General features: G+C 60.0%; 22 protein-coding genes. 12 read left to right on the top strand and 10 right to left on the bottom strand.

Features of this window, described 5'->3' with window-relative positions:
• Window positions 1–6: 6 nt before the first annotated feature.
• Together DXB86_RS05835 and DXB86_RS05830 are read right to left on the bottom strand one after the other, a co-directional pair.
• Entirely contained in the window at window positions 7–486 is a 480-nt protein-coding gene (locus tag DXB86_RS05835; protein ID WP_117736499.1) for a pyridoxamine 5'-phosphate oxidase family protein, read from the bottom strand.
• A 42-nt stretch (window positions 487–528) separates the two neighbouring features.
• The gene (locus DXB86_RS05830) at window positions 529–3333 is read right to left on the bottom strand and encodes a transporter substrate-binding domain-containing protein (RefSeq protein ID WP_117736498.1); all 2805 of its coding nucleotides are present in this window, start codon (window positions 3331–3333) and stop codon (window positions 529–531) included.
• Between the two features lie 248 nt (window positions 3334–3581).
• Between DXB86_RS05830 and DXB86_RS05825 the strand changes: the two genes are divergently transcribed.
• The 3 genes from DXB86_RS05825 to DXB86_RS05815 all read left to right on the top strand — a co-directional run bounded on the left by DXB86_RS05825 (window position 3582) and on the right by DXB86_RS05815 (window position 6004).
• Entirely contained in the window at window positions 3582–4007 is a 426-nt protein-coding gene (locus DXB86_RS05825; protein ID WP_117736497.1) for a potassium channel family protein, read from the top strand.
• Between the two features lie 36 nt (window positions 4008–4043).
• Complete coding sequence (locus DXB86_RS05820; RefSeq protein ID WP_117736496.1) at window positions 4044–4577, top strand: TIGR00730 family Rossman fold protein; 534 nt, start codon at window positions 4044–4046, stop codon at window positions 4575–4577.
• A 125-nt stretch (window positions 4578–4702) separates the two neighbouring features.
• The gene (locus DXB86_RS05815) at window positions 4703–6004 is read left to right on the top strand and encodes a chloride channel protein (protein WP_117736495.1); all 1302 of its coding nucleotides are present in this window, start codon (window positions 4703–4705) and stop codon (window positions 6002–6004) included.
• Window positions 6005–6092: 88 nt separating this feature from the next.
• Here the strand turns inward: DXB86_RS05815 and DXB86_RS05810 are convergent, their stop codons facing one another.
• Genes DXB86_RS05810 through DXB86_RS05800 form a run of 3 tightly spaced genes read right to left on the bottom strand, consistent with a single transcriptional unit; the run spans window position 6093 to window position 8073 of the window.
• Entirely contained in the window at window positions 6093–6791 is a 699-nt protein-coding gene (locus DXB86_RS05810) for an ABC-2 transporter permease (protein ID WP_117736494.1), read from the bottom strand.
• A complete protein-coding gene (locus DXB86_RS05805; RefSeq protein ID WP_117736493.1) occupies window positions 6788–7669 on the bottom strand; it encodes an ABC transporter ATP-binding protein in 882 nt (293 codons plus the stop codon). The genes DXB86_RS05810 and DXB86_RS05805 overlap by 4 nt, the downstream gene beginning before the upstream one ends.
• A 23-nt stretch (window positions 7670–7692) precedes the next feature.
• Window positions 7693–8073, bottom strand: coding sequence for a GntR family transcriptional regulator (locus DXB86_RS05800; RefSeq protein WP_055252216.1), 381 nt, complete (start codon window positions 8071–8073; stop codon window positions 7693–7695).
• Between the two features lie 215 nt (window positions 8074–8288).
• On the opposite strand from DXB86_RS05800, the gene DXB86_RS05795 reads away from it, so the two are divergent.
• The 3 genes from DXB86_RS05795 (at window position 8289) to DXB86_RS05785 (ending at window position 11471) form a co-directional block, all read left to right on the top strand.
• Window positions 8289–9902: a peptide chain release factor 3 gene (locus DXB86_RS05795; protein WP_117736492.1), complete on the top strand. Its 1614-nt coding sequence runs from the start codon at window positions 8289–8291 to the stop codon at window positions 9900–9902.
• A 156-nt stretch (window positions 9903–10058) separates the two neighbouring features.
• Window positions 10059–10781 (top strand): VUT family protein, encoded by a 723-nt coding sequence (locus tag DXB86_RS05790; RefSeq protein ID WP_233504165.1) that lies wholly within the window; start codon window positions 10059–10061, stop codon window positions 10779–10781.
• Window positions 10782–10790: 9 nt separating this feature from the next.
• Window positions 10791–11471, top strand: a complete 681-nt coding sequence (locus DXB86_RS05785; RefSeq protein WP_117736491.1) for an SDR family NAD(P)-dependent oxidoreductase — start codon at window positions 10791–10793, stop codon at window positions 11469–11471.
• A gap of 50 nt (window positions 11472–11521) precedes the next feature.
• Here the strand turns inward: DXB86_RS05785 and DXB86_RS05780 are convergent, their stop codons facing one another.
• Together DXB86_RS05780 and DXB86_RS05775 are read right to left on the bottom strand one after the other, a co-directional pair.
• A complete protein-coding gene (locus DXB86_RS05780) occupies window positions 11522–12247 on the bottom strand; it encodes a uracil-DNA glycosylase (protein ID WP_117736490.1) in 726 nt (241 codons plus the stop codon).
• 88 nt (window positions 12248–12335) lie between these two features.
• Window positions 12336–13238, bottom strand: coding sequence for a DMT family transporter (locus DXB86_RS05775; RefSeq protein ID WP_117636901.1), 903 nt, complete (start codon window positions 13236–13238; stop codon window positions 12336–12338).
• A gap of 158 nt (window positions 13239–13396) precedes the next feature.
• Between DXB86_RS05775 and DXB86_RS05770 the strand changes: the two genes are divergently transcribed.
• Complete coding sequence (locus tag DXB86_RS05770; protein WP_117736489.1) at window positions 13397–14263, top strand: LysR family transcriptional regulator; 867 nt, start codon at window positions 13397–13399, stop codon at window positions 14261–14263.
• A 27-nt stretch (window positions 14264–14290) separates the two neighbouring features.
• Here DXB86_RS05770 and DXB86_RS05765 read toward each other — a convergent pair whose 3' ends face one another.
• Window positions 14291–15673 carry an MATE family efflux transporter gene (locus DXB86_RS05765; protein WP_117736488.1) on the bottom strand — a complete coding sequence of 461 codons (1383 nt, stop codon included), beginning with the start codon at window positions 15671–15673 and terminating at the stop codon, window positions 14291–14293.
• A 191-nt stretch (window positions 15674–15864) separates the two neighbouring features.
• Between DXB86_RS05765 and DXB86_RS05760 the strand changes: the two genes are divergently transcribed.
• Entirely contained in the window at window positions 15865–16677 is an 813-nt protein-coding gene (locus tag DXB86_RS05760; RefSeq protein ID WP_117736487.1) for a putative RNA methyltransferase, read from the top strand.
• Window positions 16678–16802: 125 nt separating this feature from the next.
• Here DXB86_RS05760 and DXB86_RS05755 read toward each other — a convergent pair whose 3' ends face one another.
• Window positions 16803–17204: a hypothetical protein gene (locus DXB86_RS05755; protein ID WP_117635536.1), complete on the bottom strand. Its 402-nt coding sequence runs from the start codon at window positions 17202–17204 to the stop codon at window positions 16803–16805.
• Window positions 17205–17431: 227 nt separating this feature from the next.
• Between DXB86_RS05755 and DXB86_RS09985 the strand changes: the two genes are divergently transcribed.
• Both DXB86_RS09985 and DXB86_RS05750 read left to right on the top strand, forming a co-directional pair.
• Window positions 17432–17575 carry a hypothetical protein gene (locus tag DXB86_RS09985; RefSeq protein WP_158555292.1) on the top strand — a complete coding sequence of 48 codons (144 nt, stop codon included), beginning with the start codon at window positions 17432–17434 and terminating at the stop codon, window positions 17573–17575.
• A 63-nt stretch (window positions 17576–17638) separates the two neighbouring features.
• On the top strand, window positions 17639–18343 hold the full coding sequence (locus DXB86_RS05750) for a class I SAM-dependent methyltransferase (protein WP_117736486.1): 705 nt from the start codon (window positions 17639–17641) through the stop codon (window positions 18341–18343).
• A gap of 67 nt (window positions 18344–18410) precedes the next feature.
• Here DXB86_RS05750 and DXB86_RS05745 read toward each other — a convergent pair whose 3' ends face one another.
• A complete protein-coding gene (locus tag DXB86_RS05745) occupies window positions 18411–18707 on the bottom strand; it encodes a hypothetical protein (RefSeq protein WP_055310006.1) in 297 nt (98 codons plus the stop codon).
• A gap of 76 nt (window positions 18708–18783) precedes the next feature.
• On the opposite strand from DXB86_RS05745, the gene DXB86_RS05740 reads away from it, so the two are divergent.
• Both DXB86_RS05740 and DXB86_RS05735 read left to right on the top strand, forming a co-directional pair.
• Complete coding sequence (locus tag DXB86_RS05740) at window positions 18784–19272, top strand: GNAT family N-acetyltransferase (protein ID WP_117736485.1); 489 nt, start codon at window positions 18784–18786, stop codon at window positions 19270–19272.
• Window positions 19273–19576: 304 nt separating this feature from the next.
• A complete protein-coding gene (locus tag DXB86_RS05735; RefSeq protein WP_233504164.1) occupies window positions 19577–21619 on the top strand; it encodes a translation factor GTPase family protein in 2043 nt (680 codons plus the stop codon).
• The last annotated feature ends 17 nt before the right edge of the window (window positions 21620–21636 follow it).

The raw sequence follows: 21636 nt of genomic DNA, 5'->3' as shown, positions 1-21636 counted from the left end.
TTGGGCTTACTTTTCATGGATCTGCTTGCCGCAAAGATGCTCAATCGAAATCTCGTAGAGTTGGACGCCCTTGATGTCTTTGGCGATTTCCTCTTCAACTTCTTCGGCAGAGGGGTAGTACTTAAGCGCGAGCTGGCGGACTTTGTCCTCGATAAACGCAGGTGTCTCATCTACCAGACGGCAACGACCAAAGACCACGGTGCTCATAACATAGGGAGCCCAGTCATCGTCCTTGTACCACTCGTTGCCGTAAACGGTAAAGCAGACTTTATCATCACGCCTGAGTGAATCGACCTTGTGGCCAGCCTTGGCACCATGGAAATAAATCTTGTCGTGCTCGGCGTCAAAGAAGTAGTTGACGGGAATGGCATACGGGTAGCCACCATCGCCGTTGACGGCAAAGACACCGCGCTTGCAGATAGCGAGCAACTCGCGCGCTTCCTCGTCAGTGATGGCGCGTTTCTTTCGACGTAAGGGCCTAAACATCGTTGGCTTCCTTTCTAACTGTGCATGGTGGGTGGGCACAAACTATAGCGAAACAGTTCCGTTTTTCTTGATGCGGGCGAGGATGTTTTTGAGCTTGTTAAAGTCGAGCGGTTTGGGCAGATGGGCGTTCATGCCGGCATCGTGTGCCGCCTTGGCGTCCTCGGCAAAGGCATTGGCGGTGAGCGCGATGATGGGGATGTCGGCTGCATCGGCCTTCTCGCTCAGACGAATCGCGCGAGTTGCCTCGTAGCCATCCATACCCGGCATCATGATGTCCATCAGGATCGCATCGAAGCTGCCGGCGGGACGACTAGTGTATAGTTCGACCGCTTCTTTGCCGTCGGCGGCGCGAGTTACGACGATGCCTTCGCTTTCGAGCAGGGCCTGGGCAATTTCGGCATTGAGCTCGTTGTCTTCGGCCAAAAGAACGTTCATGCCGGCAAGCGAGCAGCTGATCGCCTGCTCGTCCGCACCTTCTCTTGCCTGAGGGTTCTTGTCGATATCGAGCGGAATCTGGACGTTGAACGTACTTCCCATGCCGACCTCGCTCGAAATCTCAATCGTGCCGCCCATCATGTCTATGAGCGATTTGACGATCGGCATGCCCATGCCAGTTCCCTGAAATTTACTGCGGGCATCGTTGCCCTCTTGGGCAAACGGTTCGTAGATGTGCTTTAGAAACTCGGGCGACATGCCGATGCCGGTGTCCGAGACGCTAAAGCAAAACACGGCGTGCTCGTCGTCGACCGGCTTGATGGTCGATGAGAACGTGACGGTGCCTCCGTGCTTGTTGTACTTGATGCTGTTGTCGAGCAGGTTGACAAGGATCTGCCGAATATGGGTGGGGCTGCCGATCATATATTGGTCGACAGCGTAGGGCTCGCTGGTGTCGAGCATGGTTATGCCGCGGTCCGATGCGCGGAGCTTGCACAGTACGAGCGCATTGTCGCACAGCTCTTTAAGGTTGAATGATTCGTGCTCGAGCGTCACTTTGCGCTCCTCGATCCTGCCCATCTCGAGGATGTCGTTAATCAGTGACAGCAGGTGATTGGCGGCAACGCGCGCCTTGGCGCGGCTTTCGCGGGCGACCTGCATGTCGCCTTCTCTCAATTCCTCAATTTCGATAAGGCCCAGGATGCCGTTGAGCGGCGTGCGGATGTCGTGGCTCATGCGCGTGAGGAAAGCGGTTTTGGCGGCGTTGGCGGCATCGGCTTTCTGCCGTTCCTCCTGTGCGCGGTAAAGCGACCAGACAAGGATGACGATGCCGGTGAGCAAAATGCAAATGACGACTGCCGCAATGACGATGCGGTTGCGGTAGAGAAGTCGGAACGCATCCGATTCTTGCGCCGAGTACGATGTGGGGAAATAGCTGTTTGCAGAGAGCGATTCACCTGCATTGACGATGCCCTTATTGATGATTCCCAGCAGCTCGGGCTTGCCGCGCGAAATTAAACACGATAGCTGCGCCGTGTTGGTGAGTTCCTGTGTTTCGAAATCCTCGATGTCGTAGGTGTCGCGGAGAGTTTCCAGGCGCGTGCTGGGGACAATGATGCAACGTGCCTTCCCCTCATTGAGGGCTTTGAGCACCTCGCCGTCATTCGAGTACTCGGTTACTGTTGCGTTCGGGAAGAGACTTTCGAGCTCAAAACGGTTAACGATTGTGCTCTTTGTACAAGCGATGTTCTTAAGGTCGCTGTTCAGGTTTTTGCCACTGTGAATGGCGGTCAGCGAAACCGTTCCCATCGAGTTTGACTGGATGACCCCTGTCTGCTCGGCGAGCCAGTAGTCGCGAAACAATGGCAGGGCGACATCGATGGTTCCGTTGGAAAGGGCTTTGATCATTTGCTTGTTGTTCGAGAGTGCGATTGTTTTGACCGTAATACCAAACTTGTCGTGCAACGTCGTTGCAAGCGAGGCGAGCGATCCTTCCATCTCGCCGTCGTCATTTTGCGTGCAGTAGGGAAGTTGGTTTTTAAGATAGCCGAGCGTGATGGTATTGCCGTTTGCTTTGAGCCAGGTGGTCTCGGGGCCGGTGAGCGATGACGAGCCACTGTTTTGGGTCGAGTAACTCGATTTGACTTCCTCGTTATAGCGCGGGTTATCGCGGGCGATGGTCGTCATGGCGGCGTTGATGTCGTTCATCAGATCGGGGCGGCTTTTGGGAACGGCAAAATAGTAGTCGCTCGAGCCTACGTAGAACATGGGTGACGCATCGGGCGACGAAATGGTATCGTTCATGATGACGGCGTCGACCTCGCCGTCTGCAAGCGCCTCAAAGAGGGCACTGCCGGTGTCGATTTCTTTATAGGTGCAGGTGACGCCTTCGTCGGCGAGCCACTGCTGGCCGACGATAGTTTGCATAACGCCAGAGTTGCAGCCGATGGTGAGGCCTTGGAGCGCCTGAGGGTCACCCTTGGCCAGATCGTCGCGGTCGGGCCTGGCGTAGATGTAGTAGCGCTCGGTGCCCTCGGGGTTCGAGGAAAAGAGCAGCTTCTGCTCGCGCTCTGCCGAATACGAGATGTTGGGCATGAGGTCGATCTCGCCTGCCTCGAGCATGTCCATAAGCTCGGAGAAGGTGCCGCTAACGTATTCGTATTGCCAGCCCTTTGTGTAATACGAGAGGGTCTGAAGATACTCGTAACCCCATCCCGAAAGTCGCTCGCCCGGCATGCCTTCCTGGAAGCCTTTGTTGTTGACGAGCCAGCCAACGCGGACTGTCTTGACCTGCTGGTCGGAGTCGGCGGCAAAGGCGGGGGCGGGCATGATGGTGCTCAGTATGGCGAGTGCGGCAAGCGCGACAGCCAGGGTGCGACGTAGGGCTAAGCGAAGGACGGCAGAAGGTCTCACATGAAATCCTATCGAGTCGAGACAGTATCACACAAGGATACCAGCTCAGCCTGCCTAGTCGGCAGCCGCACCGCTAAACGGTCCCGCCCGGCAGTTGGGACAGTCCCTAACTGCCGGTTGGGTAGTCATTGGGGACGTTCTTAAATGACTAGTCAAACAAGAACGTCCCCAATGACTGGTTCCGTTTGCGGGGGAGGCGTGGGACAATACCGAGCGAATGTGATTGGGCGTCTGGAAAAGGGGTCGCGATGAACAAGTTGAGGACGCTTGCCGACGTGTTGCGCCAGGCTGGCTTTGCACGCATCACGGGCCTGTTTCTCGTCTTCTATCTGCTGTGCTCGACGGCCGTCTGGCTGTCCGAGCCCACGACCCTTACGTTTGGCGACGGCCTCTGGTTTAGCTTTGAAACCGTATCGACCATCGGCTTTGGCGATATCCCGGCCGAGACGCCGGTTGCCCGCGCTATCACTGTCGTTTTGAGCGTCATCAGCATCTTCTACATCGCCGTGCTCACGGGCGTGGCGGTGAACTACTGCAATACGCTCATCAAGATGCGCCAAAAGGACACCATGGCGCGCTTTATGGACGATCTTGAGCATTTGGAAGAGCTCGATCGTGACGAGCTCGCTGACCTGTCGCGCCGCGTGCGCGAGTACCGTCGCCGGCAACGATAGAACGGGTGCCGCGCGTCACGACGAGGGGGATTGCATATGAACATCACGGTGTACCTGGGCGCGAGCGTCGGCAACGACCCGGCGTTTCTGCCTGCAGTGCGAGAGCTCGGCACGTGGATTGGCTCCAACGGCCACGCGCTGGTATACGGCGGCTCCAAGTCGGGCCTGATGGGCGCGCTTGCCGATAGCGTGCTCGAGGCGGGTGGACACGTGACGGGTGTTGAGCCGAGCTTTTTTATCGAGGCAGAGTTTCAACACGACGGTATTGACGACCTCATCGTGACGAGTGACATGGCCGAGCGTAAGGCCAAGATGATCGAGCTCGGCGACGCGTTCATCGCTTTCCCGGGCGGTACGGGCACGCTCGAGGAGATTGCCGAGGTCATGTCCGCCGTGTCGTTGGGGCACTTGAGTGCGCCGTGCATCCTGTGCAACCTCGGGGGCTACTACAACGATCTTAAGGCGCTGCTCGAGCACATGATTGATAAAGGACTTTCGAGCCCGCAGCGCCAGCACGGCATCTACTTTGCCGACGATTTGCGCGAGATTGCCTCGATTATTAATGGATGAGTCTTGAGCCTGCCCCACTATGACTCCCAATGGTGCCGTTTGCGGTGCAGACGGTTGGCTCGTTCGGGCAACGCTCGCTCTACAATAAAACGTATCTTTGTCGATTTTGACCACGGGAGGACCCGATGGATAACCTTGCCAAACCCACAAACCGCGCGCTGTTTTTGGTCAGCGTTGCCGTGACCGGTGCACTCGCGGGTGCTGCAGTCTGGCTATTCTTCTTTGCGATGGAGCACGGCATTGATTATTTGTGGACCGAGGTCCCGCATATGCTGGGTGTCTCTTCGCCCGAACTCGCCAGCGGTCCGTTTGGCTTTTTGCCGTACCCGTTTTTTGTCTGCTTGCTGGGCGGCCTGCTGATCGGTCTGTACGAAAAGATTACGGGCGCCAAGACCGACGACCTCAACCAGGTCATGACCAAGGTCAAGCAAGACGGTCGCTACCCGTACGACAATCTGGGCAAGCTTTCGCTCGCGGCGCTGCTGCCGTTGCTGTTTGGCGGAAGTATTGGACCGGAGGCCGGCCTGACCGGCGTTATCGCGGGACTGTGCAGCTGGGTCGGCGATCGCATGCGTCGCTTTGGAGCTGAGTTTAGGGAGCTCACGCTGCTGGGCACCCAGGCTGCTCTGACGGCACTCTTTACCGCGCCCGTGTTTGGCTTTGTGGCGCCGCTCGCCGGAAGTGCTGACGGTCAGGGTGCCAATGACGATGAGTCCGCGTCTGACGAGATCACGATCAAGCTGCCCAAGGCGCAAAAGACCGTGGTCTACGGCATCGCGATTGCCGGTGGCTTGGGCACCTATCTGTTGCTCGGCCAGCTCATGGGCGGCGGCATGGGCATGCCCAGGTTCGAGGCCGCCGAGGTGGGCAACCTCGAGCTTGCCTGGCTTATTCCCCTGGCGCTCGTCGGCACGGCCTGTGGCTGGCTGTACTTTGTCTCGGAGCACGCGAGTGAGGCATTGGCTCATGCCGTGGGGGAGCGCCCTGTCGTCAAGGCCATGCTGGCCGGTTTGGCGCTCGCCATCTGCGGCACGGTTCTGCCCTACACCATGTTTGCCGGCGAGACACAAGCCGATGTGCTCATGGAGACCTATATGACCATTCCCGCCGGCGTGCTTATTGCAACCGGTCTTGTCAAGGCCATGTTGACGCCTGCCCTCATCAACATGGGCTGGCGCGGCGGCCACTTCTTCCCGGTTATCTTCTCGGGCGTGAGCCTGGGTTACGGTCTTGCCATCCTTACGGGCGCCGATCCGGTCTTTTGCGTCGCCGTCTGTACCGCCTCGACGATGGGCGCCGTCATGCGTCAGCCGGTCATGGTCGTGGGCCTGCTGCTCATGTGCTTCCCACTCAAGGGTATCGTCTGCATGATCATCGCCGCCGTCATTGCGGCGGGCATTCCGCTGCCCAAGCCGCTGCGCAAGTAGCACGGGAGCGCAACCCGGGGACATGCCGTTTGCCACGGATTTGCGGGGAGGGGACGACCGCGTCCTTCGTGGATCGAGGCTCGCGTGGCTACAGGTCGCGTGTTCGGTAGACCTTGGTGCTGATAGCGCAGCTCAGTGTAAATAGCACGAGGGCCAGGACGGCAATTCCTGCGCACAGGCAGCCGAGGACGGCGGGATCGGGATTTGCCCCGGCAATCGACATGAGCCAGTTGCTGATGGGGTTGGAGGAGCTCAGCGTGGCCATGGCAAGGCATCCGAGCAGGGCAAACAGGCCGACGGAAAAGCGCAGCGCCTCCATGTGTCCAAATCGGAAGAACAGCGGCTGTGCCAAAAACACCATCATGAGGGAGATGAGCATCGATGCGGCGGAGGCTATCGTGGTCTCAAAGACGATCTGTCCCGTCGAGGGCATGCCCATGTGATCGAAGAACGGAAAGGTGATGATGCTCAAAAGCGCGGCGGCGCAGGTCATAACGGCCGAGAAGGCAATGATGCTCAGGTAGCGTGCACAGATGATGTCTTTGCGCGAGATGGGCAGCGTCGCCCGATAACGCTCCCATCCGTTTTGATTGTCGAAGCCGGCCAGCGAACTCATGACCATGATGGGCGACATGGCACTGACCGCGCAGGCGCCGGCGCTCATACCGGAATCGCCATCCGATGCGTTGGCGAGGGTCAGTACGACGAAGATGAACAGGCCGACGCCCGCGATGCTCGGGGCGAGCGTGCGAACGATGGCGAGCTCGGACATAAAGGCGCGTTTCATTTCGAAGCCCCTTTCAGCATGAGGCGAAGATAGTCATCAATGGTTGCCCGATCGCAGGGAATCTCTGGAAAGGCCTCGAGCGTTTCGCGACGGTCGGGCACGAGCACGTCCACGCTGTAGGCGTGGTGGGCGGCGCGGGCGTCTTCGACGCAAGCCATAAGCTCGGCGGCCTGTGCCTGAGTGCAGTGAGCGATGCCAGCACGGTCAGTAATGTCCTCGCGCGGCAGGTCAAACACAATCGAGCCGTTATCGATGCAGATGACGCGGTCGGCAGTGCGATCGAGGTCGGATGTAATGTGGCTTGAGAGCAGCACGCTGTGCTGGCCGTCGGCGACAAAGGCGAGCAACTCGTCGAGCAGTTCCTCGCGCGCCATGGGATCGAGGCCCGCGGTGGCTTCGTCCAAAACGAGCAGCTTAGCATTGTGACTGAGCGCACAGGCGAGCTGCAGCTTCATGCCCATGCCGCGGGAGAGGTCCTTGACCTTCGTCTTGGGATCGAGGCCAAATCGGTCGATGAATCCGGCGAACGTTTCGCAGCTCCACGTGGGGTATGCCGGGCCTACGAGCCTCTCGACCTGGCCCACCTTGAGCGTGGAGGGGAAGGGACACGTGTCCAGGACAAGCCCGATGCGGGAGCGCAGGTGGCGCTGCGTCTCGTCGGGCGCGTTGGCGTCGCAGCGCTGTCCAAGCAGATGCACCTCGCCGGCATCGAGCTTTATAAGCCCAAGCGCGGCGCGAATGGTCGTCGTCTTGCCGGCGCCATTTGCGCCCACAAAGCCAACGATCTGGCCGGGCTCCACGGCGAGTGTGACCACTCGCAACGAAAAACGGTCGCTCACACGGCGTGAGATGCCTTTGAGTTCTAAAAGGTTTTGCATGGTATAGCCTTTCTTGCAGATGGCTACTGCATGGTTTCGGGGGCTACCAGGTCGAGCATCTCGTGCAGCTTGTCGCGCGTAACGCCCAGGGCTTCGGCTTGGCTCGCCGCTTTCGCAAGCAGTTCTTCGATATGGCAGAGCTGGTTTTCGCGCAAGAGCTCCTGGTTGCCCTCGGCGACAAAACAGCCCTTGCCCTGCACGGTGCAGATGAAGCCGAGTTGCTCCAGGTCGGCGTAGGCGCGCTTGGTGGTGATGACACTCACGCCAAGATCGCTCGCGAGTGCACGGATACTGGGGAGTTTGGCTCCCGCCGCGAGCGTGCCCGAAAGGATCTGAGCTTTGACTTGCGAGGCTATTTGCTCGTAGATGGGCTTGTCGCTCGAATTGGATAGGATGATGTCCACAGCGGCTCCTTAGCTGATGGGCTACACGTGTATATAACCGGTAAGCACAGTATATATACACTATGCACAGTTACGCAAGAGACAAATTCGGATTGGGCCGGCTACCCAGGCCCCAACTGATGAATTTGTCCTGATAGGCGCCCTAGAGCGGGATTTCGCGGCTACAATAGTGCGGTTACATCGACGTAATGCACTCAATGCAAGAAAGGATCCGCATGGCAAGCCTGTCGGATGAAATCTCGTCGCGCCGCACATTCGCGATCATCAGCCACCCGGACGCCGGTAAGACCACGCTTACCGAGAAGCTGCTGCTCTATACCGGCAGCATCCAGACCGCCGGTTCGGTCAAGGGCAAGAGCTCGGCCAAGCATGCCGTCTCGGACTGGATGGACATCGAGAAGGAGCGCGGTATTTCCGTTACCTCCTCGGTGCTGCAGTTCACCTACAACGGCGCCTGCGTCAACATCCTCGATACCCCCGGCCACCAGGACTTCTCGGAGGATACCTACCGTACCCTTATGGCTGCCGACGCCGCGGTCATGGTCATCGACGGCGCCAAGGGCGTCGAGGCCCAGACCAAAAAGCTCTTTAAGGTCTGTACGCTGCGCCATATTCCCATCTTTACCTTTGTGAACAAGCTCGACCACGAGGCTCGCGATCCCTTTGAGCTCATGGAAGAGATCGAGAATGTTCTGGGGATCAATACGTATCCCATGAACTGGCCGATCGGCAGCGGGCGCAACTTCCGCGGCGTGTTCGATCGTCAGACCCGTCGCGTCATTGCCTTTGAGGGCGACGGCCACGCCAACGCCACCAAGAAGGTCGCCGAGGTCGAGGCCGAGCTGGGCGATCCGGCCATGGACGAGCTTATTGGCGAGGAGAACCACAAGAACCTGATGGACGACATCGAGCTGCTCGATGGCGCCGGCGACGAGCTCGACCTGGATGCCGTGGCCTGCGGCAAGCTGAGCCCGGCGTTCTTCGGCTCGGCGCTCACCAACTTTGGCGTGGAGCCCTTCCTTAAAGAGTTCCTGCGTCTGGCCCCGACGCCGCGTGCCTATACCGATACGCTCACCAGCGAGCCGGTCGCGCCCGCCGAGAACGACTTTAGCGGCTTTGTGTTTAAGATCCAGGCCAATATGGACAAGAACCACCGCGACCGCATCGCCTTTGTGCGCATTTGCTCGGGCAAGTTCGAGCGTGGCATGGACGCCTTCCACGTGCAGGGCAACCGCAAGCTCAAGCTGGCTACGGGCACCTCGATGATGGCCGATGACCGCGCCATCGTGGACGAGGCGTACGCGGGCGATATCGTGGGCCTGTTCGATCCGGGTATCTTTAGCATCGGTGACACCGTGTGCTCCGGCAAGCGCCACGTGCAGTATCCGCAGATCCCGACGTTTGCCCCCGAGATGTTCGCTCGCATTACGCAGGTCGACACGCTCAAGCGCAAGCAGTTCGTCAAGGGTATGGAGGAGCTTGCCCAGGAGGGCGCCATCCAGATCTTCCGCGAGCTTGGTGCCGGCATGGAGAGCGTCATCGTGGGCGTGGTCGGCGTACTGCAGTTTGAGGTGCTCGAGCGCCGCCTCAAGGCCGAATATCGTGTTGAGGTTCGCCGCCAGCCGCTGCCCTATACGGACATCCGCTGGATTCAGAACGACCCCGATACCATCGATATCCCGGGCCTTTCGCTCACGCGCGACACCCTGCGCGTCGAGGACATGCGCGGCGGTAAGCTGCTGCTGTTCACGAGCCCGTGGAACGTGGATTGGGCAACTGACCACAACCCCGACCTTATCCTGTCGGAGTTTGGCAACGTGGCCTTTTAGCGCATCGGCGCGGTGGCCCTGCGGGGCTGCCGCGCCGTTTACTTGCCTGATGCCGTATGAGCGGCTATCATACCCACCGTCGTCTCAAGACCGGGGCGTCCGAGCAGTTCGGGTCCGATATCCTGCTCGTTAAACCTAAAACCAAAGGAGTACATAATGATCAAGAAGGTCATGGAGGACTACAAGGTCCTGTTGCGGAGCATTCCCGCGGCAACGGTTTCGCTGTTTTTCGTGAGCGTCATCATGATGAACCTGCTGGCCAACAAAGAGCTCATCAGCCTGCCGTATCTGGCACTCGATTGCGGCTTTGTGGTGAGCTGGGTTTCGTTTTTGTGCCAGGACATGATCTGCAAGCGCTTTGGCGCCAAGGCATCCATCAAAATCTCTGTCCTCGCGCTGCTGGTCAACCTGGCCGTGAGCCTGTGCTTTTGGGCATGCTCGCTCACGCCCGGCATGTGGGGCGCCTACTACGACACGGGCATGATCGAGGTCAACAGCGCCCTTAACGCCACCATTGGCGGCACCTGGTACGTGGTGCTGGGCTCTTCGCTGGCAATGCTCGTTTCTGCCGTGGTTAATTCCACGCTCAACCAGTCGCTCGGCCGTATGCTCAAAAAGAATAACTTTGCGAGCTTTGCCTTCCGTTCCTATGTGTCCACGGGTGTTGGCCAGTTTATCGACAACCTGGTCTTTGCCATTGTGGTGAGCCACACGTTCTTTGGTTGGACCTGGGTGCAGGTCCTTATGTGCTCGCTGACCGGCGCTGTTGCCGAGCTGCTGTGCGAGGTCTTCCTGAGCCCTGTGGGCTACAAGGTCGTGCGCGGCTGGGAGCGCGAGAATGTGGGCGCCGAGTATCTCGAGCGCCACGCAACCGCCTAAGGAGCAAGTATGCGGGTTTTGATCACGGGCGCTTCGGGCGGTATCGGAGCCGCGTGCGTGCAATGCTTTTTGGACGAGGGCCACGAGGTCGTGGGCTTTGATTTGCTGCCGGCAGCGATCGAGCACGAGCGCTATCGCCATCTGATCGTCGATGTCCGCGAGCCGGACTCGTTTCCAGGCGAGCTTGAACCCCAGGTGATCGTGAATGTTGCTGGTACGCAGGACTCGGCCGACGATATTGCCGCCAACCTGTGCGGCACCATCAACGTGACCGAGCGCTACGCCTTTGTGGGGGAGGGGCTTGCCGCCAAGCCGGCGCCGGCTATTACATCCGTGGTCAATGTGGGGTCGGCGAGCGGGCATACGGGATCGGAGTTTCCCGCCTATGCTGCCAGCAAGGGCGGCGTTATCGCCTACACCAAGAACCTTGCAAACCGCTTGGCGCCGCAGGCCATCGCCAACAGTGTGGACCCGGGCGGCGTTATCACGCCGCTCAACCGTTGCGTGATGGAAGACGAACACCTGTGGAACCAGATTATGGAGCTCACGCCGCTTAAACGCTGGGCCACCGCCCAAGAGATCGCCGAGTGGATCTACTTTGTGGGCGTGACCAACCGGTTTATGACCGGGCAGAGCCTGCTCATTGACGGTGGCGAGGCAGACCGTACCCAGTTTATTTGGCCCGAATAGGAAACGCGTCCGATGGAAAGCCGTCGGACGCGTTTTTGATGTATCGATTTTTAGCCGAGGCAAGTCCAGTTGACGGGGATCGAGCCGTGCTGTTCGAGTAGACGATTGGATGCCGAGAAGGGGCGCGACCCCATAAAAGCGGGGAGTTCTGCCGTGGCACGGTTGGCCGAAAGCGGCGAGGGGTGTGTGGAGGCCAGGCAGAACTTACCGGCTGCCTTGCCTGCGCCGGTCGCGGCGAGCTTGCCTTCGACCATCTGCTGGGCAAAGCGACCCCATGCCAAAAAGACTACCGGCTGGGGCAGCTGACAGCAGCGTTCGATAATATAGTCGGTGAGCGTGCTCCAGCCCAGCTTGGCGTGCGAATTGGCGGCATGCTTGCGCACGGTGAGCGTGGTGTTAAGGAGCAGGACGCCCTGTTGTGCCCATGGGGTTAGGTCTCCCGTGGCAGGAAAGGGGCAGTCCAGATCGGCTTTGAGTTCCTTATAGATGTTGCGCAGGCTCGGCGGCAACTTGGTTTGCGTCGCGGGAACCGAGAACGATAACCCCATGGCCTGGTTGGGTCCGTGATAGGGATCTTGACCCAAAATGACAACTTTGACATGGTCGGCCGGCGTATAGGCGAGGGCATTGAGGATGTCGTCTTGTGCCGGGTAAATGGTTTGCTCGGCACGTAAAAGGGCGATGCGCTCGAGCAGCTGGTCCGTCGTGTCACGTACCGGCTGCGGCGCATCGCCCAACCAAGTTGCTATGTTGCGGTCGCGAGTTGCGGTGTCCATGGGGCTCCTTTATGGCAGATGCTCTGTTGGCATCTATTGTAAAGGCGCACCGGTTGCCTTTATGCCGCGGCTGTATGAAGAGTGGGGCCTACGAGACGTGCTCGGGTGCTCCTGCCATGTGAGCGTGTCCTTGCGAGCGAAGGCGCGGGAGCTCGACGGTTGCCGCCATGACGCCGGTGAGGATGAGGGCGGCGCCAAAGAAGGCGATGGGGCTCAGGACCTCGCCGACCAGGAAGAACGAAAAGACGGCGGAGCAGACCGGCTCGAGCGAGAAGGCAAAGCCCGTGGTCTCGGCGGGCACGTGGGGCTGTACGAGCGTCTGGGTGATAAAGCCGTAGGCAGAGCAGATGAGTGCGAGTGCGACGACAACGACGATCTCGCTCGGCGTGCTGGGAAGCGTAAAGCCGCCAAAGGTAAATGCGGCGATGCCCGAGAACAGGCCGCCGAAGCCCAGCTGCCAAACACCCAGGGCCAGCGGATCGACTTCTTCGACAAAGCGCTTGGCTACGATAATGTGGCCGGCATAGATAAAGGCCGAGAGCAGCATGATGATCGCGCCGGGATTCAGGCTGGTAAAGTCGGCGCCCGAGAGCAGCAGCATACCGCAGGTGACGATGGCAGTTCCAATGAGCACCTTGCGCTCGGGGGCGCGACGCAGCAGAGCTGCGTTGGCAAACGGCACGATTACGACCGTCAGGCTCTGCAAAAAGCCGGCGGTTGAGGCGGAGGTGAGGCTGGAGCCCAAGCACATGCAGGTGAGCTCGGTTGCCATGATGGCGCCGATGATGGCGGCGCGAACCATCAGGTCGCGGTTAATGCGCAGCGCGTGCTTGTGGAAGAGCAGCAGGCAGGCCACAAAGGCGATGATGCAGCGCAGCGCAACGATGCTCGTGGCGTTCATGCTGTCCATGCCGATCTTCATGAGGGGGTACGAAAAGCCCCATGCGACGGGAACGGAAAACGAGAGCGCGATTGCTTTTTTGCGATCCATGGGACTCCTTTTGTTACAGAACGGTTTCGCAAAAAGGATTCTGCTCCCAGATTTAGATGTAGTAAAGCGAATGTATCTTCAGTATGATTAAGTAATACTAATGTAGGCGGAAAAAGCGCTGGCAAAACGTTTTACGGCTACATCGATGTGGAGGCACGATGGCATCGCGGTATCAGATTGTATGTATGGTGGTCGATTGCGGCAGCCTGAAGGGCGCGGCCGACGAGCTGGGCTATACGCAAAGTGCGGTAAGCCAGGCCGTCAAAGCGCTCGAGCGCGAGCTGGGCACCACGATTATCGAGCGCGGCAAGCAGGGCGTGTCGCTTACGCGCGACGGCAAACAGTCCCTGCCGTATCTGCGCCAGATTGTAACTGCCGAGGCCGAGCTCGAGGGCAAGCGTCAGGAGTTGCTGGGGCTTTCATCGGCCGACATTCGCATTGCGACGTTTACCAATGTGAGCCGTACCGTGTTGCCGCGCGTGATCCGCGACTTTGGGGCCCTGCATCCGGGCGTACGCTTTACCCTCAAGCAGGGCGATTACACGCGCAACGCCCAGTGGGTGCACGATGGCGTGGTTGACTTTTGCTTTACGGCACGCGGATTTACCACGGGGCTTCAGAAGCGCGTGGTCTATCACGACGAGCTGGTGGCGCTGTTGCCGGCCGCGCATCCGCTGACGGCAAAGGAAAAGGTGACGCTCGCCGACCTGGCGTCCGAACCGTTTGTGCTGCTGGATGAGGGCGAACAGAGTCTGGTGCTCGATGCCTTTGCCGCGCATGGGCTGTCGCCGCGCGTGACGAGCGAGGTGACCGACGACTACACCATCATGGCGATGGTGGAGGAGGGCCTAGGCGTGAGTATGCTGTATCGCCGTACCGTCGAGGGCATGAGGGCCGATATTCGCGTGCGTCCCATCGTGCATGCTCCCTCGCGTGACGTAGTGGCAGCCTGGCGCAGCTGGGACACCATGCCTATCGCCACGAGGCACTTTATCGACTATATGAGCTCGCATATTGTCAATTAATGACTGGCATGGCGTTGAGTGCGGTGTTTAGCGGGCTGTCGCTTTGGCTTGGGCGGCGCGATAGGTGCGTGCCGGGTGGCAGAGTAGTACCGCCACGACCATAAAGAACGCCGTGGTGCCCAGGCTGATGGGGTAGACCATCATGATGTTCGCAAAGGTGCGGAAGTGCGGGAACACGCAGAATACCCAATAGAAGCGAATACCGCAGACGCAGATCATGGTGATGAGGGCGGGCATGAGCGAGATGCCAAAGCCGCGCAGGTAGCCGGACATGTTTTCGTAGAACATGCTAAAGGCGTAGGCAGGGAAGATCGAACACACGCGGATGTAGCCGATCGAGACGATGTTGGGGTCGCTGTTAAAGAGCGATAGGATCTCGCGCCCCAAGCCTACGATGATGACGATGGTGGTGAGCGCGACGATACCGCCTTCGACCAGGCAGACCTTGAGCGTCTTGGTGCAGCGGTCGATTTGGCGGGCACCGTGGTTTTGTCCCACAAAGGTGGTGCAGGCCTGGCTAAAGCTGTTGAGCAGGTTGTAGCACACGTACTCCAGGCTCATGGCAGCGCTGGATGCCGCCATGACCTCGGTGCCCAAGCTGTTGATGGCGGACTGGATGATGATGTTGGCGACGGCAAAGACGGCGCTCTGGATGCCGGCGGGCAGGCCGATCTTGACGATGCGCCTGAGGGCGACGAGGTCGATGGCAAGGTCGCGTGGGGTGACGCGGACGACGGAGTCGGTCTTGAGCAGACGGACAAAGAGGGTTGCGGCGCTGACGGTGTAGGCGATGGCGGTGGCGATGGCGACGCCCGCGACGCCCCAGTGGAGTACGGGGACAAAGATGAGGTCCAGGCCAATGTTGAGGACGGTGGACACGGCAAGCGCCTGCAGCGGCATGCGGGTGATGCCGACGGAGCGGAAGATCGCGGCCTCAAAGTTGTAGAGCAAGATCGAGGGCATGCTGAGCAAAAAGACGCGCAGGTAGAGCGAAGCGAGCGGCATGGTCTCGGCAGGCACGTTGAGCGCAGCGAGCATGGGCTCGGCAAAGATCTCGCCCAGTGCGATGACGGCAAAGCCCACGAGTGCCATTAAAATCGAGGTATGGACGGCGCGTTTGACCATGTTCTGATCGTTGCGGCCGATAGCGTTGGCGATGACCACGTTGGAGCCAAGCGACATGCCAATAAAAAGGTTGAGCATAAGACTGGTAAGCGGAACATTGGAGCCGACCGCCGCCATGGCGAGGGTTCCCTGGTCGCCCGAGAAGTTACCGATGATGACCGTGGCGATGAGGTTCGACAGCTGCTCCAAGATGCTCGTGGCGGCCACGGGGAAGGCGAACAGGGGAATATTGCGCCATAGCGAGCCGGTGGTCATGTCAATGTGCTTAGATGCGGTGTCTGCCATACGCTCTCAATCTCTAATATGCTCTTTCGTGCTTATTTGCGCAGACGATGATACTCCTAATCGACTAGTCGGCACTTAGGGACATTCCTTTTCTGCCGGCAGCTGGGGGACACTCCTTGTCTCTTCTATGACTAGATGGGGAAGGCGTGCGACAATGGTGGGCGTTGTGTTGTTCGCGCTAAGGAGTTGCCATGTTGTTGTGTCCCGTTTGCCATGAGCCGTTGGTGGACGATGAGCGCGGTGCTGTGTGCGCGGGCGGACACCGGTTTGATCGTGCGCGCGAGGGCTATCTGTATCTACTGCGCTCGTCCAAGAGCGGCGACTCCATGGGCGATCCCAAGTCGCAGGCGCGTAGTCGTCGCGACTTTCTGAACCGCGGTTACTATGCGCCGTTGCGCGATGCGATGGTCGAGCTGGTGCGCAAGCAGGTGTCTGGGCGCGCGGCGTCTGCAGGCGTCCCCATGACCTTGCTCGATATTTGCTGCGGCGAGGGCTACTACACTAGCGCCATGGGTGCGGTGCCGGACGTGGATGCTTACGGTTTCGACCTGGGCAAGGAGATGGTGCGCCTGGCCGCCAAGCGCGGCGATGCGACCTACTTTGTGGCCAATATGAAGGACATCCCCGTGGCCGATGGCGCCTTCGATATGGTGACCGAGCTCTTCGCTCCCTTTAACGAGCGCGTGTTTGCCCGCGTGCTGGCGCCCGAGGGCTCGCTCTACACCGTGGTGCCGGGTGCCCGTCATCTGTTTGGGCTCAAGGAGGTGCTCTACGACACGCCGTACCTTAACGACGAGAAGCTGCCGAAGACGACCGAGCTCGAGTTGGTGGGAACGCAGCGGGTGTCTGCGAACATTACGCTCCAGACCCAGGCTGACATCGAGGCGGTGTTCCAGATGACGCCGTACTACTACCGTACGCGCCCCGCCGACAAAGAGCGCCTGGCAAACCTGGACACCCTTCAAACCGATATCGACTTCATCATCGCCGAGTACCGCCACTAATCTACCAAAAAGGGACAGGTTTATTTTGGCAGGTTTTATCTGGGCAAATGCAAAGGGCCGACCGCGGAGATGTGCGATCGGCCCTTTTTAGTTGCTTGGCTGCAGAGGCTATGAGAAGCGAGCGCTTACAGGCGGTCCTTGTTCTCGGCCTTGACGGCGTGCGCCTGCTGAACAAAGAACAGGTCGTACACCACGATGACAAAGGCGCCAAAGTTGATGGCGTCGCCGCCAAACGCGGGAAGCGTGAGCACCGCCTGGGCAAGCGTGGCGACTGCAGCAACGATACCGAGCTTAAACGCGCCGTCAACCTGCGAAGGCTTGTTGGCACCCTTGATGCCCGCAACGCCCGCGGCAAGATCGATGAGGCCCTTGGCGATAATCACGGCCGCGGCGAGCATGGCGTTCGATCCGTAGGTGGACTCGAACTTGCCGGTCGCGATGCCGGCGATTCCTATGACGAGACTGGCGATGCCCAGAACAAAATAAATCAGGGCAAGGATTTTGAGTGTCTTGCGAGTGAAGCTCATGGCTGGTCCTTTCGATACGAGTACGCCAACCTGGCGCACCCTATGTGCTGCACATATGGTGAAGCACATTGTAGTTCAACGCGGCGATGCATGCGCCTGAAAGCGTCTCTTGCCTGCACGGTTCAACCTTTCAAAAAGGAAAGCTGGACGTAAGTCAAATCGATGGCAGCGCATGCGCGGCGCTGCGATGATGAGGCCATGGTAAGAGCTGGACCGAAGGAGGAGCCATGATGTACGGAGTCAAGCAAGTGGATGAGCCGCGGTCGCTGGGAAGGCGCATGAGTGATTCTGTGATCGCTGCCGTGTGCACGGTATTGATGGCGGTGCTTTGTATTGGGATGCTGTGGACCATGTCGCATGTGGGACAATAACGGACGGTTGGGTGCCGACATGAATGGCGCCCATGTATTCGTTTTGTTTGCTAAGGAGTGTCCATGGGCGTCGTCGATCCCTTTTCTGTTGCTCGGGCTGCTGGGCTCGAGCTCGTGCGGACGTCCGAGGGCCTTACGCTCACCGACGGCACGATGGAGTTGCGTGCCGATTTTGGCCGCATGCTTCCACGGCTCAAGCAGGGTCGTCTGCAGCAAGAGCTGTTGGTAAAGGCTGTGCGCACAAAAGGCATCGAACAACCATGGGCGATTGACGCCACGGCAGGCTTTGGCGAGGATTCGCTGCTGCTGGCGGCAGCGGGCTTTACCGTCGATCTGTATGAGCAGGATTGCGTGATCGCGGCGCTGCTCCAGGATGCCCTGGATCGCGCGTCAGATGATTCGGCGCTTGCGGCCGCCGTGGCGCGCATGCACTTACATGCGGGCGAGGACAGCATTGCCGGCCTTCGCCATACGGCTGAGCTGGTCGAGCGCGATGAGCTCGCGGCTCCCGACGTGGTGTATCTGGACCCCATGTTTCCTGAGCGCACCAAGAGCGCGGCGGTCAAAAAGAAGTTCCAGCTCTTGCACCATCTGGAACAGCCGTGTGCCGATGAGGAGACGCTGGTTAAAACTGCGCTTGCAGTGCGGCCGCGCAAGGTCGTTATCAAACGGCCGGTGAAGGGCCCATTGCTTGCCGGCGTTAAGCCGAGCTATCAGCTTGCGGGCAAGGCCGTCCGCTACGATGTTTTGGTGCCGCCGCGCCCGTAGCCTGCGCGTGATGGCCGGCGATGTGTCGGTGCCGTGCCGCTGCGTGAGCGCCGCTCCGTTGCGGAGCCTATTTCCAAGGATGCGACGTCAGATGCCACCCGCCGCAGTATTCGCATTTGTAGCAGGCCAAACCACGCCGTCCACGGTTTTCGCAGTCGGCCATAACGGCCTCGGCCTCGGCGCGTGTGTCGTAGCGGTTTTTGCGCTCGCACGATTTGTAGCGCCAAGCCTCATCGCGCTCGGCGTCCAGGGCATCGCGGCGCTCGTCCTCGCGCGCAAACAGGTCGCTCATATCGCCGCCGGTGGCAGCGCCCAAAAACTCGCTTTTGGCCTTTGACCAGGCGGCTCGCTTTTTGCTTCCCATCCGCTCCTTGCCCTTTCCAAACGCTGGTATCATTGCTCAATCAAAGTGATACCAATAAACGTGAGGTCGCCGCGTGATGATCAGAAAAACCCTCGAGACCGACATTCCCGCCGTCATGGCTATCTATGATGCCGCCCGCGCCTTTATGCGCGCGCATGGCAACGCCACGCAGTGGCCCGAGGGCACGCCTTCGGCCGAGCAGCTGGCTGCCGATATCGCCGCCGGTGGCAGCTATGTGTGCGAAGTCGACGGTCGCGTGGTGGCGACGTTTGCCTTTTTGCCGGGCCCGGACGAGTGCTATGACGTCATCGAGGACGGTCAGTGGCGCAGCGACACTCCGTACGCCGTGCTGCACCGCGTGGCGTCCGACGGCACCGTGCACGGTATCGCGGCCGCGATGTTTGCCTTTGCCAAGGAGCGTGCCGACCATCTGCGTATCGATACGCACGCGGACAACCTGCCCATGCAGGGTGCGAGCCTCAAGGCAGGGTTCGAGCGCGCCGGCGTCGTGTATGTGTCCGACGGCACGCCGCGCGTTGCGTTCGACTGGCTGCGCGAGGCATAAGGGCCGAGTCACATACCAGCGTTTCATCGAAATGAAAATGGCCCCGCGTGGGGCCATTTTTGGTAAAACGCGTCGTTGTGGGACTCGCATTGTTACCGCCTCAGATGAGACCGGGCAGACAAAAGGGGAGGTGCCGGCTTTCGTAAGGCGCGAACCTACGAAAATCGCCGCGCGGCAACGCAGGGCGATGAGCTTGGTCGGGGGATAGGGCCCGCTTCGCCCGCCGGCCCGTAAATTGTATCATCCAGTGTGGAACGAGGATGCCCGTTGCCGAGTGCGACGGGCTTGCAATAAGAGGAGAGCCATGTCGAAGCAAGCGGTCGTTGGAATCTTGGCGCATGTCGATGCCGGCAAGACCACACTGGCCGAGGCCATGCTGTTCTGCGCGGGTCGCATTCGCAAGCGCGGCCGCGTGGACGATGGCGACTCGCACCTGGATACCAACGCCATCGAGCGCGAGCGCGGCATCACGATTTTCTCGTCGCAGGCCGTGTTCGACCACGGTGATACCCGCGTCATGCTCGTGGACGCTCCCGGACACGTGGATTTTTCGGCCGAGGCAGAGCGCACGTTGCGTGCGCTCGACTACGCGATTTTGGTGGTAGGTGCCAACGACGGCGTGCAGGGGCACACCGAAACCCTGTGGCGCCTGCTTGCGCGCTATGACATTCCGACGTTCATCTATATCAACAAAATCGATTTGGAGAATCCCGGCCGCGATGTTTTGCTGGCACAACTTGGGCAGCGTCTTTCCGAGGGCTGCCTCGATGCGAACGAACTGCTGGCGGGCGGCGCCGCTTGGGAGGACGCTGCCGCGTTGGACGAGGCAGCCCTCGAGGAGTTTCTTGAGACGGGTGAGCTTTCCGTCGCAACGCTTTCGCGCATGGTTGCCGAGCGCAGGCTCTTTCCCTGCTTTGCCGGCTCGGCGCTCAAGGATCAGGGCGTGGGCGAGCTGCTGGATGGTATGTGCACGCTGATGCGTGAGCAGGCGTGGCCGCCGGAGTTCGCCGCGCGTGTCTATCGTGTCAGCCGCGGTGTTCGTGGCGAGCGCTTGGCTTGGGTTAAAGTGACCGGCGGCACACTGCATGCCAAACAGATGATTGACGGGCGTTCCGGCGCCGAGGCATGGGAGCAAAAGGTCGATCAGGTGCGCATCTATAACGGAGAGAAGTACGAGCTTGCCCAGGAAGTTGCCGCTGGCGGTATTTGTGCCGTGACGGGTCTTGCGCACGTTCGCCCGGGGGATGCCTTGGGTGCGGAGCCCGGGTGCGATGCGCCCGTCATTGCGCCGGTCCTCACCTATACGGTGCTCCCGGGCGAACATGATGTCCATGCGGTGTTTAAAGCGCTGGCTGAGCTGACGGACGAAGACCCCATGCTCGGCGTAAGCTGGAATACGCATCTTGAGCAGATTCACTTGCAGTTGATGGGCGCCGTGCAACTCGAGGTCGTGCAGCGGGTGTTGGCCGATCGCTTTGACCTTTCGATTGAGTTTGAGCCCGGCGGCATTCTCTATAAGGAGACTATTTCGCGGCCGGTCGAGGGCGTGGGCCACTTTGAGCCGCTGCGCCACTATGCCGAGGTGCATCTGCGCCTGGAGCCGTTGCCGGCGGGTTCGGGTGTGCAGTTTGGCACCGTGACCTCGGCCGACGAGCTCGATCTTAACTGGCAGCGTTTGGCACTCACCAACGCTATGGAGCGCGACCACCTGGGCGTGCTGACGGGCTCGCCCATCACCGATGTGCGCATTACGCTCGCGGGCGGCCGCGCGCATGCCAAACACACCGAGGGCGGCGATTTTCGCCAGGCCACGTACCGCGCGATTCGCCAGGGTTTGATGCAGGCGCGCGAGGCCGGCGCGGCGGTGTTGTTGGAGCCGTGGTATCGCTTTGAGCTCGAGGTGCCGGGGGAGTGCGTGGGCCGGGCGCTCTCGGATGCCACGCGCATGAGTGCCGAGTACGAGCCGCCGACGATGGCGGGAGACCGGGCGAAGCTTGTGGGTCGCGTTCCGGCATCCGAGGTGCAAGATTATGCGCTGGAGGTGGCTGCCTACACGAGCGGTCGCGGGCATCTGTACCTGGAGTTCGCCGGTTATGCGGCTTGCCATGATGGCGAGCGCGTAATCGAGGCTGCCGCCTACGAGCCCGAGGCCGATCTGCCCAACACGCCCGACTCGGTCTTTTGCGCCCACGGCGCCGGCTACACGGTCAAATGGTACGACGCACCCGCTTGCGGCGCACGTAAAGGTCGATCCCGCCACCTTCCGCCCCTGGCGAGCAGCAGACGCCGAGTTTTTCGGCCACATGTGACAAAGGGGCAGTTCCTTTGTCACATGCTATTGGTATAACTCGGTATAAGTTGGTA

This window comes from Collinsella sp. OM06-18AC, from assembly GCF_003438785.1.
Classification (GTDB): Bacteria; Actinomycetota; Coriobacteriia; order Coriobacteriales; family Coriobacteriaceae; genus Collinsella.
The sequence above is the reverse complement of the archived record's forward strand: the minus strand, read 5'-3'. Positions and strand labels throughout refer to the sequence as shown.

Excerpts from the sequence above, each read along its gene's own strand:
- DXB86_RS05835 (WP_117736499.1), bottom strand. The coding sequence starts at position 486 with ATGTTTAGGCCCTTACGTCGAAAGAAACGCGCCATCACTGACGAGGAA.
- DXB86_RS05825 (WP_117736497.1), top strand. The coding sequence starts at position 3,582 with ATGAACAAGTTGAGGACGCTTGCCGACGTGTTGCGCCAGGCTGGCTTT.
- DXB86_RS05820 (WP_117736496.1), top strand. The coding sequence starts at position 4,044 with ATGAACATCACGGTGTACCTGGGCGCGAGCGTCGGCAACGACCCGGCG.
- DXB86_RS05815 (WP_117736495.1), top strand. The coding sequence starts at position 4,703 with ATGGATAACCTTGCCAAACCCACAAACCGCGCGCTGTTTTTGGTCAGC.
- DXB86_RS05810 (WP_117736494.1), bottom strand. The coding sequence starts at position 6,791 with ATGAAACGCGCCTTTATGTCCGAGCTCGCCATCGTTCGCACGCTCGCC.
- DXB86_RS05805 (WP_117736493.1), bottom strand. The coding sequence starts at position 7,669 with ATGCAAAACCTTTTAGAACTCAAAGGCATCTCACGCCGTGTGAGCGAC.
- DXB86_RS05795 (WP_117736492.1), top strand. The coding sequence starts at position 8,289 with ATGGCAAGCCTGTCGGATGAAATCTCGTCGCGCCGCACATTCGCGATC.
- DXB86_RS05790 (WP_233504165.1), top strand. The coding sequence starts at position 10,059 with ATGATCAAGAAGGTCATGGAGGACTACAAGGTCCTGTTGCGGAGCATT.
- DXB86_RS05785 (WP_117736491.1), top strand. The coding sequence starts at position 10,791 with ATGCGGGTTTTGATCACGGGCGCTTCGGGCGGTATCGGAGCCGCGTGC.
- DXB86_RS05780 (WP_117736490.1), bottom strand. The coding sequence starts at position 12,247 with ATGGACACCGCAACTCGCGACCGCAACATAGCAACTTGGTTGGGCGAT.
- DXB86_RS05775 (WP_117636901.1), bottom strand. The coding sequence starts at position 13,238 with ATGGATCGCAAAAAAGCAATCGCGCTCTCGTTTTCCGTTCCCGTCGCA.
- DXB86_RS05770 (WP_117736489.1), top strand. The coding sequence starts at position 13,397 with ATGGCATCGCGGTATCAGATTGTATGTATGGTGGTCGATTGCGGCAGC.
- DXB86_RS05765 (WP_117736488.1), bottom strand. The coding sequence starts at position 15,673 with ATGGCAGACACCGCATCTAAGCACATTGACATGACCACCGGCTCGCTA.
- DXB86_RS05760 (WP_117736487.1), top strand. The coding sequence starts at position 15,865 with ATGTTGTTGTGTCCCGTTTGCCATGAGCCGTTGGTGGACGATGAGCGC.
- DXB86_RS05755 (WP_117635536.1), bottom strand. The coding sequence starts at position 17,204 with ATGAGCTTCACTCGCAAGACACTCAAAATCCTTGCCCTGATTTATTTT.
- DXB86_RS09985 (WP_158555292.1), top strand. The coding sequence starts at position 17,432 with ATGATGTACGGAGTCAAGCAAGTGGATGAGCCGCGGTCGCTGGGAAGG.
- DXB86_RS05750 (WP_117736486.1), top strand. The coding sequence starts at position 17,639 with ATGGGCGTCGTCGATCCCTTTTCTGTTGCTCGGGCTGCTGGGCTCGAG.
- DXB86_RS05745 (WP_055310006.1), bottom strand. The coding sequence starts at position 18,707 with ATGGGAAGCAAAAAGCGAGCCGCCTGGTCAAAGGCCAAAAGCGAGTTT.
- DXB86_RS05740 (WP_117736485.1), top strand. The coding sequence starts at position 18,784 with ATGATCAGAAAAACCCTCGAGACCGACATTCCCGCCGTCATGGCTATC.
- DXB86_RS05735 (WP_233504164.1), top strand. The coding sequence starts at position 19,577 with ATGTCGAAGCAAGCGGTCGTTGGAATCTTGGCGCATGTCGATGCCGGC.